This is a genomic window from Rathayibacter sp. AY1B4 (assembly GCF_002932815.1).
In the GTDB taxonomy this organism is placed as follows: domain Bacteria; phylum Actinomycetota; class Actinomycetes; order Actinomycetales; family Microbacteriaceae; genus Rathayibacter.
On the sequence record NZ_PSWN01000001.1, the window covers coordinates 62,790 to 76,659 of the forward strand.

Genomic DNA, 13,870 nt, shown 5'->3' on the forward strand with positions numbered 1-13,870 from the left:
CGGATTCCTCCCCCGGCGAGCCTTAATGCTGCGGATCCGCGCCGGAAACACCGGGGAAACGTCGAACCCCGACGATGAAGCCCTGTCCCCGGAGCCGGACGGTCCGTCATTGCCTTCGGGCCCGGCGGGGACCACAGTGGGTCCACGTCCCCGGCTCCGCACCGCCCGGCGGAGCACACCGGAGCCGGACAGGGACGCCCGAGCATGGAGGTACCGATGACCATCGTCCGCGCAGCGATCACCCAGACGACCTGGACCGGCGACAAGGAGTCGATGCTCGACAAGCACGAGCAGATGGCCCGGGACGCCGCAGCCGACGGCGCGCAGATCGTCTGCTTCCAGGAGCTGTTCTACGGCCCGTACTTCGGCATCACCCAGGACAAGAAGTACTACCGCTACGCCGAGCCCGCCGACGGGCCGATCGTGCAGCGCTTCGCGGCCCTCGCGAAGGAGCTGGGCGTGGTGATGATCCTCCCGATCTACGAGGAGGAGCAGACCGGCGTCTACTACAACACCGCGGTCGTGGTCGACGCCGACGGGACGATCCTCGGCAAGTACCGCAAGCACCACATCCCGCACCTGGACCGCTTCTGGGAGAAGTTCTACTTCCGGCCCGGGAACCTCGGCTACCCGGTCTTCGACACCGCCGTCGGCAAGATCGGCGTCCACATCTGCTACGACCGCCACTTCCCGGAGGGCTGGCGGGAGCTGGGCCTGAACGGCGCCCACCTCGTCTTCAACCCCAACGCCACCAAGCCCGGCCTGTCGAACCGCCTCTGGGAGGTCGAGGGCCCGGCGGCCGCGGTGGCGAACGGCTACTTCGTGCTGCAGCCCAACCGCGTCGGCCGGGAGGACAACGAGTACGGCGACCTCGCGGTCGACTTCTACGGCACCAGCCAGATCATCGATCCGCGGGGGGAGTTCGTCGGCGAGCGGGGCTCGGGCGAGGCCGAGGAGATCCTGATCCGCGACCTCGAGATGGACATGGTGCAGGAGATGCGCGACGACTGGCAGTTCTACCGGGACCGCCGGCCGGAGTCGTACACCAGCATCCCGAAGCCGTGACCGCAGACCGAGACGGGGAAGACCGATGAAGACCCTCATCACAGGCGGGACGGTCGTCAACGCGACCGGCACCGGAGCAGCAGACGTCCTGATCGACGGCGAGACCATCGCCGCCGTCCTCGCCCCCGGCTCCACGCTGCTGGGCTTCGACCTGGCGGCCCGCGTCGACCGGGTGATCGACGCGAGCGGCAAGTACGTCATCCCGGGCGGGATCGACGCGCACACGCACATGGAGATGCCGTTCGGCGGCACCTCCGCCTCGGACACCTTCGAGACCGGCACGCGCGCAGCGGCCTGGGGCGGCACGACGTCGATCGTCGACTTCGTGGTGCAGTACCCGGGCGAGAGCGTCGTCGACCGGTTCCAGGCGTGGCAGGAGAAGGCGGCCGGCAACTGCGCGATCGACTACGGCTTCCACCAGATCCTCTCGGACGTGCAGGACTCCTCGCTCGTCGCGATGGACGAGCTGATGCGCGAGGGGGTGACCAGCTTCAAGCTGTTCATGGCCTACAAGGGCGTGTTCCTCTCGGACGACGGGCAGATCCTCCGGGCGTTCCAGAAGGGCGCGGAGAACGGCGCGATGATGATGATGCACGCCGAGAACGGCGCCCTCATCGACGAACTGGTGAAGCAGACCCTCGCCGCCGGGAACACCGCGCCGTACTTCCACGGCACCTCGCGGCCGTGGCAGGCGGAGGAGGAGGCGACGCACCGGGCGATCATGATCGCGGACCTCACCGGCGCGCCGCTCTACGTGGTGCACGTGTCGGCGAAGCAGGCGGTGGAGCAGATCGCGCAGGCCCGCGACCGCGGGATGAACGTGTTCGGCGAGACCTGCCCGCAGTACCTGTACCTCTCGCTGGAGGACCAGCTCGGCGCGTCCAGTGAGCAGTGGGGCGGCTTCGAGGGCGCGAAATGGGTGTGCTCGACGCCGCTGCGCTCGAAGGCGGAGGGGCATCAGCACCACATGTGGCAGTCGCTGCGCACCAACGACATCCAGATGGTCTCGACCGACCACTGCCCCTTCTGCATGAAGGGCCAGAAGGACATGGGGATCGGCGACTTCTCGAAGATCCCCAACGGCATCGGCTCGGTGGAGCACCGGATGGACCTGATGTACCAGGGCGTGGTGTCGGGGCAGATCTCCCTGCCGCGCTGGGTCGAGCTCACCTCGACCACCCCGGCGCGGATGTTCGGGATGTACGGGAGGAAGGGCGTCATCCAGCCCGGCGCCGACGGCGACGTCGTCGTGTACGACCCGAGCGGGCACACCTCGATCGGGATCGGCGAGGGCCGCAGCCACCACATGAACATGGACTACTCGGCCTGGGAGGGCTTCGAGATCGACGGCCACGTCGACACGGTGATCTCCCGCGGCAGGGTCGTCGTCGACGACGGCTCCTACGTCGGCACGAAGGGCGACGGTGCGTACATCCCGCGCGGTCTGAGCCAGTACCTGATCTGAGCCGGCACCCGATCCGAGCCAGCACCTGATCGAGCAGAAGGAACCCCATGGACTTCGGAGTCGTCCTCCAGACCAACCCGCCCGCCTCGCGCACCGTCGCGCTCGCCGTCCTCGCGGAGACGCACGGCTTCGACTACGCGTGGACCTTCGACTCGCACCTGCTCTGGCAGGAGCCCTACGTGATCTACTCGCAGATCCTCGAGAGGACGCACCGGATCACGGTCGGCCCGATGGTCACCAACCCCGCCACGCGCGACTGGACGGTCATCGCCTCGCTGCACGCGACGCTCAACGAGATGTACGGGAACCGCACGGTGTGCGGCATCGGCCGCGGCGACTCCGCGGTGAGGGTGACCGGAGGAGCTCCGACGACGCTCAAGACGCTGCGGGAGTCGATCCACGTCATCCGCGAGCTCGCCAACAGCCGTCCGGTCGAGTACAACGGCCAGACGCTGCAGTTCCCGTGGAGCCGGGGCTCGTCCCTGGAGATGTGGGTGGCCGCCTACGGCCCGCTCGCCCTGAAGCTCGCGGGCGAGGTCGGCGACGGCTTCATCCTGCAGCTGGCCGACGTGGACATCGCGCGCTGGATGATCGGCGCCGTCAAGGAGGCGGCGGCGAACGCCGGCCGGGATCCCGAGTCGCTGCAGTTCTGCGTCGCGGCGCCGATGTACATCGGCACCGACCGGGAGCACATGCGCGACCAGTGCCGCTGGTTCGGTGGGATGGTCGGCAACCACGTGGCCGACATCGTGGGCCGCTACGGTGCCTCCGGAGCGGTGCCGCAGGCGCTGACGGACTACATCGCCGGGCGCGAGGGCTACGACTACAACGAGCACGGCCGCGCGGGCAACAGCCACACCGCCTTCGTGCCGGACGAGATCGTGGAGCGCTTCTGCGTGCTGGGCACGGCGGACGAGCACATCGAGAAGCTCCGGGCGCTCGCCGACATCGGCGTGACGCAGTTCGCGGGATACCTCCAGCACGACAACAAGGAGGAGACGCTGCGCGTGTACGGCGAGCGGGTCATCCCGGAGCTGCGCGAGCACATCGTGGCCCGCGCATGAGACCGGCCCTCGCGCGCGGGCTCGTGCTCGGCGCCGGCGGGCTCCTCCTGCTCGCGCTCGTGTGGGAGGGCTGGAAGGCGCTCGGGCCCGAGGCCGGGGTGGTCGTCGGAGGAGTCACGGTGCTCCCGCGCACGAGCGCCATCGCGATGCCCCACCTCTGGGAGATCGCGGCCCGGCTCGGCGAGCCGGTCACCGGAGCGCGGAACGCCCCGGCGCTCTGGTCGGCCGTCCTGGGGGCGAGTGCCTTCTCGCTCGGGATCGCCGCGGTCGGCTGGGTCGTCGGCACCGTCGTCGGACTGCTCCTGGCTCTCCTGATGCAGCGGTTCCGCACGGCGGAGTCGGCGGTGCTGCCCTGGATCGTGCTGAGCCAGACGGTGCCCCTGATCGCGATCGCCCCACTGGTGCGGCGCTGGGGGTCGCAGCTCGAGCTCGGACCGGTGACCTGGGAGAACTGGATGTCGGTGGCCCTGATCGCCTCCTACCTCGCGTTCTTCCCCGTCTCGATCGGGGCGCTCCGCGGGCTCGGCTCGCCGACGGCCCACCAGGTCGAGCTGATGCACGTCTACGGCGTCGGCTGGTGGAAGACGCTGGTGCGCCTGAGGCTCCCGGCGAGCGTGCCCTACCTGCTGCCGGCCCTCCGGCTCGGAGCGGTCAGCGCCGTCGTCGGCACGATCGTCGCCGAGGTCTCGATCGGCCTGCGCGGCGGGATCGGCCGCATGATCATCGAGTTCGCCTCCGCTGCCGGAGGCGACCCCGCCAAGCCCTGGGCGCCGATCCTCGGGGCGGTGCTGGTGGGCCTCGCGGCCGCCGGCGCCGTCGCTCTGCTCGGCACCCTCCTCCGTCCGTACCGCCGAGGGGAGCAGCCCGCATGAGCCCTGCAGGATCCGCGGTCGTCGTCGACTCCGTCACGAGGACCTTCACCACCGCCCGCGCCGCGAGCGTCACGGCGCTCCAGGACGTCTCGCTCGAGGTGGCCGCGGGGGAGTTCGTCTCGCTGATCGGCCCGTCCGGCTGCGGCAAGTCGACGCTGCTGCGGCTGATCGCCGACCTCGACGAGCCGGACTCCGGCTCGATCGCCGTGTTCGGCAAGACGGCCCGGCAGGCGAGGCTCGACCAGGACTACGGGATCGCGTTCCAGCAGGCAGGCCTCCTGCCGTGGCGCACGATCCGGGCGAACATCGCCCTGCCGCTGGAGCTGCACGGCGTCGCCGCGACCGCCCGGCGCTCGCGCGTCGACGAGCTGCTGGCGCTGGTCGGGCTCGGCGACTTCGCCGACTCCTACCCGGACCAGCTCTCCGGCGGGATGCAGCAGCGCGTCGCCATCGCGCGGGCGCTCGCCGAGAGCCCGCGCCTGCTCCTCATGGACGAGCCGTTCGGGGCGCTCGACGAGATGACCCGCGAGCGGATGCAGACGGAGCTGCTGCGGATCCGGCGCGAGACCGGCGCCGCCGTTGTCTTCGTCACCCACTCGATCCCGGAGGCGGTGTTCCTCTCGGACCGCGTCGTGGTGATGTCGCCGCGGCCGGGCAGGATCCGCGACGTCCTCCCGGTCGGACTCCCCGGAGCATCCGAGCGCGACGCGGCGGTCAGGGAGGACACGGCGTTCTTCCGCGACGTGAGCGCCGTGCGCGAGCTGCTGCACGGCGATCCCGCCGCCGTGCCGCGCGGAGTGGAGAACCGGTGAGCACGACGGCGCTGGCGCGCAGCGTGCTCGCGCCGCTCGTGCTCGGGATCGCCGCGGTCCTGCTCTGGCAGGCCGGGGTCACCGCTCTGGCGATCCAGCCGTTCGTGCTCCCGTCGCCGCTGGCGATCGGACAGGAGTTCGCCGCGAACCTCGGCTCCGTCGCCGAGGGCAGCGCGGTGACCGGCCGCAACGCGCTGGTCGGCCTGCTGGTCGGCGCGGTGCTGGCGGTCGTGGTCGCCGGGCTCTCGGCGCTCGCGCGGGTCTTCGACGGACTGGTCGCGCCGATCGTGGCCGCGGCCGCCGTCGTGCCGATCGTCGCCCTCGCTCCGGTGCTCTACACGATGTTCGGAGCGAACGCCGAGACCGCGAGGCAGCTCGTCGCGGCGCTCGCCGTGTTCGTGCCGGTGTACGTGACGACGCTGCGCGGGCTGCGGCAGGCCGCTCCGGTGCACCGCGACCTGCTGAAGGCCTACGCGGCGACCCCCTGGCAGACCGCCCGCACGATCACGCTGCCGGGAGCAGTGCCCTACGTCTTCACAGGGCTGCGCATCGCCTCCTCGCTCGCGGTGATCTCGGCGCTGGTCGCCGAGTACTTCGGCGGACCCGTGGGCGGGCTCGGCAAGTCGATCACGACGGCGGCCTCGGGCAGCGACTACGCGCTCGCCTACGCCTACGTCCTGGGCGCTGTGCTCGTCGGCCTCGCGTTCTACTGCGTGACGGCCGCGCTCGAGGCGTTCGCGCTGCGCCGCGGCCGGCTGCGCTGAGCGCGGCGCCGCGCGTCCCCGCACCCTCCTCGATCCTCCCGATTCCCGATTCCCGACTCCACCCGACGCACCATCCGCACCGCCCGCATCATCAGCGCCACCTGCACCACAGCACCACCTGCACCGCCGCACCACGGGGCGCGCCGCACCGGCGACCCCGCAGACCGCACCAGGAGGACCCGTGACCAGACGCACCCGCATCACCCTGACGACGACCGCCGCCTTCGCGGCCGTGGGCCTCGCGCTCACCGGCTGCAGCGCCTCCGGCGGCTCCGACCCGGGGTCGGACTCCGGCTCCGGCGGCCTCACGCCGGTCACCCTGCAGCTGCAGTGGGTGGCCCAGGCGCAGTTCGCCGGGTACTACGCCGCGCTCGACCAGGGCTACTACGAGGACGAGGGCCTCGACGTGACGATCGCCGAGGGAGGCGGCGACATCGTCCCCCAGGACGTGCTCGCCTCGGGCGACGCGGACTACGCCATCTCCTGGGTGCCCAAGGTCCTCGGCTCGATCGAGCAGGGGGCCGGGATCACCGACGTCGCGCAGATCTTCGAGCGCAGCGCCACCACGCAGATCTCCTTCAAGGACAAGGGGATCACCTCGCCCGCCGACCTCGCCGGGAAGAGCGTGGGCAGCTGGGGCTACGGCAACGAGTGGGAGCTGTTCGCCGGCATGCAGAAGGACGGCGTCTCCCTCGACGACATCTCGCTGGTGCAGCAGCAGTTCGACATGAACGGCTTCCTCGCGGGCGACATCGACGCGGCCCAGGCGATGACCTACAACGAGTACGCCCAGGTCCTCGAGACCGTGAACCCCGCCACAGGCGAGCTGTACCAGCCGGACGACCTGAACGTCATCAGCTGGAACGACATCGGGACCGCGATGCTCCAGGACGCGATCTGGGCGGACGCGGGCAGGCTCGCCGACGACGACGCGTACGCCGAGCAGACGGTCGCCTTCATCAAGGCCTCGATCAAGGGCTGGATCTTCGCGAAGGACGACCCGCAGGCGGCGGCCGACATCGTCACCGCGGCCGGATCCACGCTCGGCACCAGCCACCAGCTCTGGATGACCAACGAGGTCAACAAGCTGATCTGGCCCTCGACGAGCGGCGTCGGGATGATCGACGAGGCCGCGTGGCAGCAGACGGTCGACATCGCGAAGGAGACGGAGAACGAGACGGGCGCGACGATCATCAGCGCGGACCCGCCCGCCACCGCCTACTCGAACGAGTACGTCGAGAAGGCGCTCGCGGAGCTCGCCGACGAGGGAGTGGACACGAGCGGTGCCGACTACGCGCCGATCGACGTGACGCTGGAGGCCGGCGGCGCCTGAGCCCGGACTCCGCCCCTCCCGGCTTCTCCCGGCCCCTCCGGCCCCGGAGGGGGCCGGGAGGGGTAGGCTGGACCCTCGTGACTACTTTCAAGAAGACGCCGTTCACCGTGAACGTGCGCGACCTCGTGAGGCGACCGGGCGAGATGCGCGAGCACCGCCTCGAGCTCGAGGCGCCGGAGCAGTTCGGCGAGGGGATCGTCGCGGTCCGCAAGGGATCGGCCGTCGATCTCGACGTCCGGCTCGAGTCCGTGCACGAGGGGATCCTGGCCAGTGTCGAGGTGTCGGCGAGGGCCGACGGCGAGTGCAGCCGGTGCCTGACCGACATCTCCCTGCCTGTCGATGTCGAGTTCCAGGAACTTTTCGCGTACTCTTCTGACGAAGCTTTCGACTATGAGGTTCACGACGACCACGTGGATCTTGAACCTCTGGTCAGGGATGCGGTGGTTCTGTCGCTGCCGTTCCAGCCGGTCTGCCGGCCGGACTGTCCGGGCCTCGACCCCGTCACGGGGGAGCGGCTGGCCGATTCCTCCACGCCCGAACCCGAGGCGCCGCGCGACTCCCGGTGGGCCGCGCTCGCAGGGTTGAGCGAGGGGGACGGCGGGGCCGCAGCGCCCGGAGCTTCCACCGACAGAGCTTCCGCAGACAGCGGTGAGGGCGCGACCGCCCGCACCGAATCCGACTAGAGGTAGAGAAGAGAGAATCATGGCTGTTCCCAAGAGGAAGAAGTCCCGCGCGAACACCCACGCCCGTCGTTCGCAGTGGAAGGCCGAGGTCCCCACCCTCGTCAAGACCATCGAGAACGGCAAGGTCGTCTACAGCCTTCCCCACCGCGCCAAGGTCGTCGAGGACTCCGCGGGCACCGCGCTGTTCCTCGAGTACAAGGGCCGCAAGGTCGCCGACGTCTGATCCCGCTCCTGGTCCGCACGGCGCGGGGCGCACCGCCCCTCGACGAACGGACCGCGGTCCATCGTGAACCAGACCTCCGCACGACCCTCCAGCGACGACCGGTCGCGTCTGGAGGCCACGCTCGGCGTGAGCCTCGACGGTGAGCTCTTCGAGCTCGCCCTGACGCACCGGTCGTTCGCTTTCGAGCACGGCGGCATCCCGCACAACGAGCGCCTCGAGTTCCTCGGCGACTCGATCCTCGGGCAGGCCGTGACCGTCATGCTCTACACCGAGTACCCCGCCCTCAGCGAGGGCGACCTGGCCAAGCGCCGGGCGAGCCTCGTCTCGACCGTCGCGCTCGCCGAGATCGCCCGCGGCATCGGCCTGGGCGAGTTCCTCCGCCTCGGACGCGGCGAGGAGCTGACCGGCGGCCGCGACAAGGCGTCGATCCTCGCCGACACCGTCGAGGCCATCATCGGCGCCGTCTACCTGGGCACCGGTCCCGACGCGGCCCGCGACCTGGTGCTGCGCCTGATCGCCCCTCTGCGGGCCGATCCGCTCCGCTTCGGCGTCTCGATGGATCCGAAGACGAGCTTGCAGGAGGCGGCCGCCGAGCGCGGTGCGCCGGCCCCGCGCTACGAGATCGCCGCCACCGGCCCCGACCACAACAAGGTGTTCGTCGCCACCGTGATCGTCGGCGGACTCGTCACGGCCCGCGGCGAGGGGACGAGCAAGAAGGCGGCCGAGATGGCCGCCGCGCTCGACGCGTGGACGCGTCTGGCGGCCCCCGGCGCACCCGCCGCTCCCGCGGTCTCGGACTGACCGTGCCCGAGCTGCCCGAGGTCGAGGTGGTGCGGGCGGGTCTCGCTCCCGCGGTCACCGGCTCGCTGGTGACCGGCGTCGAGATCGTCGACGAGCGCTCGCTGAAGCGGCACGTGCATCCGCACGGGACCTTCGAGCGCCTGCTCGTCGGGCGCCGGCTCGAAGCGGCGGTGCGGCGCGGGAAGTTCCTCTGGCTGCCCGCGGGCCGCGACGAAGCGCTGCTGGTGCACCTCGGCATGAGCGGTCAGGTGCTGCTGCGCACGGCGGATGCGGCGCTGCCGCGGCTGGCGCGCATCCGGATCGGGATCGAGCACCCCGAGCACGGCGAGCTCGCCCTGCACTTCGTCGACCAGCGGATCTTCGGCTCGATGGCGGTCGACGCTCTGGTGCCGACCCCGGACGGAGCGCCGGGCGGCTACGCGGGCGAGGAGGCCCGCGGAGGCGGCTGGCTGCGCGCCGTGCCCTCGCAGGTCGCGCACATCGCCCGCGATCCGCTCGACCCCTCCTTCGACCTGGGCTCGGTCGTCGCATCGCTGGCGAGGAGGAGCAGCGGGATCAAGCGGGCGCTGCTCGACCAGACGCTCGTGAGCGGCATCGGGAACATCTACGCGGACGAGTCGCTGTGGGCGGCGGAGCTGCACCCGGAGCGGCCGAGCTCGTCGCTCGGCGAGGCGCGCATCCGCCGCCTCTTCGCCGAGGTCCGCTCGGTGCTCGAGCGGGCGCTGGCCGAGGGCGGCACCAGCTTCGATGCGCAGTACGTGAACGTGAACGGTGCCTCCGGCTACTTCTCGCACAGCCTGCACGCCTACGGGCAGACGGGGAAGCCGTGCGCCCGGTGCGGCGCGGCGATCGTGCGGGTGCCGTTCATGAACCGCTCCTCGCACCTCTGCCCGCACTGCCAGCAACTGCCGCGCTGACGCGCCGGGAGGCGCCGCCTCAGGCGGCGGCGTCGGCGGGCGCCGGAGCGTACCGGGAGTGGACGACGAGCTCGCCCAGCAGCGTCGCGACGAGCGTGATGACCGCGGCGATCGCCAGGCCGAGCCAGAGTCCGACCAGCAGGGCGAGCGCGCCGACTCCGGCACCCGCGGCGATCAGGACGATCGCCGCCGCGCGGCGGAACCACGGCTGACCGGAGCCTCCCGCCAGGCGGGAGTCCGCGGCGAGGCCGGTGATCGTCGAGGTCACGACGACCGTCGTGACGTCCTTGACGGCGAGGTGGCGGGCGGTCGCGGCCTGGAGGCCCATCGCCCCGCCCAGCACGCCGGTGACGGTGAAGGCGAGCGGCTCGGGGTGCTCAGGCACGACCGCGAGCACGATCGCCAGGACGCCGAGCAGGATGCCGACCACCGCGAAGAGCCAGGTCGAGCGCGAGGTCCAGCCCTTCTTCACCGGGCGGAGCACCCGGCCGCCGATCACGGCGCCGATCATGAAGGCGCCCAGCGCGATCAGGGGCCCGACCACGGGCAGGTCGGCCGCGCCGGAGAGGGCCATGCCGAGGATGACGACGTTGCCGGTCATGTTGCCGGCGAAGACGCGGTCGAGCCCGAGGTACCCGACGGCGTCGATGATGCCGGTCGAGAAGGTGAGGGCGAGCATCAGGCCGAGGGTCGCGCCCTCGGAGCGGGTGCGCAGGCGTCGGAACACGGGAGTCCTGTCGTCGGGGGCGGGTCTGGAGAATCGTGGCACACGCGTGCACATGCTCGAAACACGGCGCGGTTAGGGTCGGACGGCGCGGACGGGCCGCGCGGGAGGCGGACGCGCATGCGGTGGACGGAGTGGGCGGTGCAGCCCGGTGAGGGAGTGCCGCCGGGGGTCGACTACCTGCCGGCCGAGCCGGGGTCGGTGCTGTGGGGGCGCCTGCCGTGCGCGGCGGACGCGCCCGTGCTCACCGTCGACTCGGGGGCCGAGGTCGTCATCGACACGCTCAGCCACGAGGGCGTGCTGGAGGATCAGGGCCGCGATCCGGTCGCCTACTTCGGCCGCCACGGAGTCGCTCCGGAGGGGGTGCTGCGCGACGCGGTCGCGCTCGCCGCGGACGGGCCGTTCCGCGACGGCGAGACGGACGGGCCGCACGTGGTCACGGGGCCGATCGCCGTCCGGGGAGCGCTGCCGGGGGACCTGCTCCGGATGACCCTCCTCGAGGCCGAGCCGCGCGTGCCGTACGGAGTCGTCTCGAACCGGCACGGCCGCGGGGCGCTGCCGGGCGAGTACCCGCTGCAGGAGGGGCCGTTCAGCGTCTTCGCGCGCGTCGACGAGGACGCGCAGGGCGGTCTCCGCGGCGTCATCCCGCTGGTGCCGGGAGGAGAGCGGGCCGCCCGGTTCCCGCTCCGGCCGTTCCTCGGGATCATGGGCGTCGCCGTCGCAGGGGAAGAGCGCCCGCACTCGGTGCCGCCCGGTGCGCACGGGGGCAACATCGACATCGCACTGCTGACCGCCGGAACCAGCCTCTACCTTCCCGTGCAGGTCCCGGGCGCGCTCGCGTACGTCGGCGATCCCCACTTCGCGCAGGGCGACGGCGAGGTGGCGCTGACGGCGATGGAGGCGAGCCTGCGCGTCCGGGTGCGCCTGGAGGTCGTCCCGCGCGCCGAGGCGCTCGCGGCGTTCGGGAAGCTGCTCGGGCCGATGGGGGAGACCGGCGAGTTCCTCGTGCCCACCGGGATGGACGAGGACCTGGACGTCGCCGTGCAGAAGTGCGTTCGCGCGGCCATCGCGCTGCTGGCGGCCCGCTACGGGATGGACCCGGCTCACGCCTACGCCTACCTCAGCGCGGCGACCGACTTCGACATCTCGCAGGTCGTCGACCTGGTGAAGGGCGTGCACGCCCGCGTCCGGACGGCCGACTTCGATGACTGACCCGCGGGTGACGACGCTCGAGGGCGACCTGCCGGACGGGCTGGTGGACGCGGTCCTGGCGTACGAGGCGGCGCTCGGGGCTGACGACGTCGCGGCGCTCGCCGACGCGTTCGTGGACGCGCCGACGACGCTCCGGGGCGACGCCTCCGGACTGCTCGTCGGCCACGCGGTGATCACCGGCTTCCGGGGTCGTCGCGGCGGGGCGCCGGTGCGGGAGCTGGTGGAGCTGCACGTCAGGGCGGTCGATGCGGGCACGGCGCTCGTGGTGAGCGTGAACGCTCCGGCCCGTGGCGGGCGCGGGCTCGTCACGCAGCTGTGGTCGCGCGAGGGCGGGACCTGGCGGGTGCGCGCCGCGCAGGTGCAGGCGCCCTCGCCCGCGCTGGACCCCCGTGTCTGGCGGGCCGTCGGCGCGCCGCTCGTGCCGGCCGCCGGCTCCGGGACCCTCGACGGACTGGACGTCGCGGTCAAGGACCTCTTCGCGATCGAGGGCCAGCGGATCGGCGCGGGAGTGCCGGCCCGCCTCGCTTCCGCGCCGATCGAGGCGGCGACCGCTCCGGCCGTCGCGCAGCTGCTCGCAGCGGGAGCGTCGGTGCGCGGGATCGCTCAGACCGACGAGTTCGCGTACAGCATCGCCGGCCGGAACTCCGGCTACGGGACGCCGCCCAATCCAGCCGTGCCCGGAGCGATCCCGGGCGGATCGTCGAGCGGACCGGCGACTGCCGTGTCGCTCGGGCAGGCCGCCGTCGGGCTGGCGACCGACACCGCGGGATCGATCCGGGTACCCGCCTCCTATCAGGGCCTGTGGGGGCTGAGGACGACCCACGGTGCGGTGCCCGTCGAGGGGCTGCTGCCGCTGGCGCCGAGCTTCGACACCGTCGGGTGGCTGACGCGGGACCTCGGCACGCTGAGGCGGGTGGCCGAGGTCTGCCTGCCGTCCGGCTCGCCGGTGCGGAGTCTCGCGGTGGCGCCGGCACTGCTGGGCGGAGTGGACGCGGCCGTCCGGGCGGCGTTCGGATCGGCCGTCGAGAGGATGAGCACCGACGAGGTCGAGCTGCCCCCCGTGGCGGAGATGCTCGAGGCGTTCCGGCTCGTGCAGGCGGCGGAGGCGTGGCGGTCGAGCGGCTCGTGGGTCGCGGCGCATCCGGGAGTGCTGGCGGCGGACGTGCAGGCGCGCTTCGACGCGGCCTCGCTCGTCGACGAGCAGGAGGAGACGGCCGCGCGGGCGCGGGTCGCGGGGTTCCGGGAGGCGCTCGACCGTGCGCTCGAGGGGCGAGTGCTCCTCCTGCCTTCGACGTCGTCGGTGGCGCCGGCCCTCGATGCGTCGGCCGAGGCGATCGACGCGGCGCGGACGGCGACGCTCGGCCTGACCTGCGTCGCCGGGATCGGCGGGTATCCGGCGCTGTCGGTGCCGCGATCGAGTGTCGGCGGCGCTCCGGTGGGGCTCTGCCTGGTGGGACCGCGGGGGTCGGATCTCGCGCTGCTGGAGCTGGCCGGCACGCTCTGAGGGGGGCCACGCCCGGAGCTCGTTCTCTCCCTCGTCGTGAATCGAGGCGGACGCCGTGACCCGCTCTCCCGCTCGCCGCCTCTCTCTTTCTCTTTCTCTTTCTCTTTCTCTTTCTTTTTCTTTTTCTCTCCCTCCGTCCCTCCGTCCCTCCGTCCCTCCGTCCCTCGTCGTGGATCCGAGGCGGAAGCTGCGCCGTCGTGGCCGAGTCGCTGCGCTGACCGCTGTCCTCGAGTGCGATCTCAGCGGTGAGCAGGGGCGCCGAGCCCGGAGGGTGGAACGAGCCCGGGTGCAGCGAGTGCGGGCTCGGTCGACCGGTTCGTCGGCGGGCGCGTCGGACGACCGTCTTCCACGGCTCGGCCCTCGGCTGAGACAGGCCGGTGGATCGGACCCGCGCGGCGCGAGCGGGCGTGCACGAGCACGCCCGCTGGAGC

The 13,870-nt window shown here is 72.0% G+C and carries 14 protein-coding genes; 13 read left to right on the top strand and 1 reads right to left on the bottom strand.

Annotated features, from left to right (window positions below):
- Positions 1-216 precede the first annotated feature (216 nt).
- The 11 genes from C5D66_RS00325 (at position 217) to mutM (ending at position 9,999) form a co-directional block, all read left to right on the top strand.
- Entirely contained in the window at positions 217-1,065 is an 849-nt protein-coding gene (locus tag C5D66_RS00325; RefSeq protein ID WP_104255717.1) for a nitrilase-related carbon-nitrogen hydrolase, read from the top strand.
- Positions 1,066-1,090: 25 nt separating this feature from the next.
- Positions 1,091-2,530, top strand: coding sequence for a dihydropyrimidinase (gene hydA, locus C5D66_RS00330; protein ID WP_104255716.1), 1,440 nt, complete (start codon positions 1,091-1,093; stop codon positions 2,528-2,530).
- 47 nt (positions 2,531-2,577) lie between these two features.
- Positions 2,578-3,594 (top strand): TIGR03842 family LLM class F420-dependent oxidoreductase, encoded by a 1,017-nt coding sequence (locus C5D66_RS00335; RefSeq protein ID WP_104238194.1) that lies wholly within the window; start codon positions 2,578-2,580, stop codon positions 3,592-3,594.
- Positions 3,591-4,466 (top strand): ABC transporter permease, encoded by an 876-nt coding sequence (locus tag C5D66_RS00340; protein WP_104223479.1) that lies wholly within the window; start codon positions 3,591-3,593, stop codon positions 4,464-4,466. Before C5D66_RS00335 ends, C5D66_RS00340 begins: the two co-directional genes overlap by 4 nt.
- Positions 4,463-5,278, top strand: coding sequence for an ABC transporter ATP-binding protein (locus C5D66_RS00345; RefSeq protein ID WP_104226661.1), 816 nt, complete (start codon positions 4,463-4,465; stop codon positions 5,276-5,278). The genes C5D66_RS00340 and C5D66_RS00345 overlap by 4 nt, the downstream gene beginning before the upstream one ends.
- A complete protein-coding gene (locus C5D66_RS00350; protein WP_104255715.1) occupies positions 5,275-6,042 on the top strand; it encodes an ABC transporter permease in 768 nt (255 codons plus the stop codon). Before C5D66_RS00345 ends, C5D66_RS00350 begins: the two co-directional genes overlap by 4 nt.
- Before the next feature lie 181 nt (positions 6,043-6,223).
- Positions 6,224-7,375 (top strand): ABC transporter substrate-binding protein, encoded by a 1,152-nt coding sequence (locus tag C5D66_RS00355; protein WP_258061364.1) that lies wholly within the window; start codon positions 6,224-6,226, stop codon positions 7,373-7,375.
- A 143-nt stretch (positions 7,376-7,518) separates the two neighbouring features.
- The gene (locus tag C5D66_RS00360; RefSeq protein WP_104226701.1) at positions 7,519-8,058 is read left to right on the top strand and encodes a DUF177 domain-containing protein; all 540 of its coding nucleotides are present in this window, start codon (positions 7,519-7,521) and stop codon (positions 8,056-8,058) included.
- Positions 8,059-8,077: 19 nt separating this feature from the next.
- Positions 8,078-8,281 (top strand): 50S ribosomal protein L32, encoded by a 204-nt coding sequence (rpmF, locus tag C5D66_RS00365; RefSeq protein WP_104223482.1) that lies wholly within the window; start codon positions 8,078-8,080, stop codon positions 8,279-8,281.
- Between the two features lie 108 nt (positions 8,282-8,389).
- Complete coding sequence (rnc, locus tag C5D66_RS00370; protein WP_258061366.1) at positions 8,390-9,082, top strand: ribonuclease III; 693 nt, start codon at positions 8,390-8,392, stop codon at positions 9,080-9,082.
- A 2-nt stretch (positions 9,083-9,084) separates the two neighbouring features.
- Positions 9,085-9,999: a bifunctional DNA-formamidopyrimidine glycosylase/DNA-(apurinic or apyrimidinic site) lyase gene (gene mutM / locus C5D66_RS00375; protein ID WP_104255744.1), complete on the top strand. Its 915-nt coding sequence runs from the start codon at positions 9,085-9,087 to the stop codon at positions 9,997-9,999.
- Between the two features lie 19 nt (positions 10,000-10,018).
- Here mutM and C5D66_RS00380 read toward each other — a convergent pair whose 3' ends face one another.
- Entirely contained in the window at positions 10,019-10,726 is a 708-nt protein-coding gene (locus C5D66_RS00380) for a YoaK family protein (protein WP_308470741.1), read from the bottom strand.
- A gap of 117 nt (positions 10,727-10,843) precedes the next feature.
- On the opposite strand from C5D66_RS00380, the gene C5D66_RS00385 reads away from it, so the two are divergent.
- The gene (locus tag C5D66_RS00385) at positions 10,844-11,935 is read left to right on the top strand and encodes an acetamidase/formamidase family protein (RefSeq protein ID WP_104274275.1); all 1,092 of its coding nucleotides are present in this window, start codon (positions 10,844-10,846) and stop codon (positions 11,933-11,935) included.
- Positions 11,928-13,439, top strand: a complete 1,512-nt coding sequence (locus tag C5D66_RS00390; protein WP_104255712.1) for an AtzH-like domain-containing protein — start codon at positions 11,928-11,930, stop codon at positions 13,437-13,439. Before C5D66_RS00385 ends, C5D66_RS00390 begins: the two co-directional genes overlap by 8 nt.
- The last annotated feature ends 431 nt before the right edge of the window (positions 13,440-13,870 follow it).

Bases quoted from the DNA above. Each gene is read 5' to 3' on its own strand.
- C5D66_RS00325 (WP_104255717.1), top strand. From the start codon at position 217: ATGACCATCGTCCGCGCAGCGATCACCCAGACGACCTGGACCGGCGAC.
- hydA (WP_104255716.1), top strand. From the start codon at position 1,091: ATGAAGACCCTCATCACAGGCGGGACGGTCGTCAACGCGACCGGCACC.
- C5D66_RS00335 (WP_104238194.1), top strand. From the start codon at position 2,578: ATGGACTTCGGAGTCGTCCTCCAGACCAACCCGCCCGCCTCGCGCACC.
- C5D66_RS00340 (WP_104223479.1), top strand. From the start codon at position 3,591: ATGAGACCGGCCCTCGCGCGCGGGCTCGTGCTCGGCGCCGGCGGGCTC.
- C5D66_RS00345 (WP_104226661.1), top strand. From the start codon at position 4,463: ATGAGCCCTGCAGGATCCGCGGTCGTCGTCGACTCCGTCACGAGGACC.
- C5D66_RS00360 (WP_104226701.1), top strand. From the start codon at position 7,519: ATGCGCGAGCACCGCCTCGAGCTCGAGGCGCCGGAGCAGTTCGGCGAG.
- rpmF (WP_104223482.1), top strand. From the start codon at position 8,078: ATGGCTGTTCCCAAGAGGAAGAAGTCCCGCGCGAACACCCACGCCCGT.
- C5D66_RS00385 (WP_104274275.1), top strand. From the start codon at position 10,844: ATGCGGTGGACGGAGTGGGCGGTGCAGCCCGGTGAGGGAGTGCCGCCG.
- C5D66_RS00390 (WP_104255712.1), top strand. From the start codon at position 11,928: ATGACTGACCCGCGGGTGACGACGCTCGAGGGCGACCTGCCGGACGGG.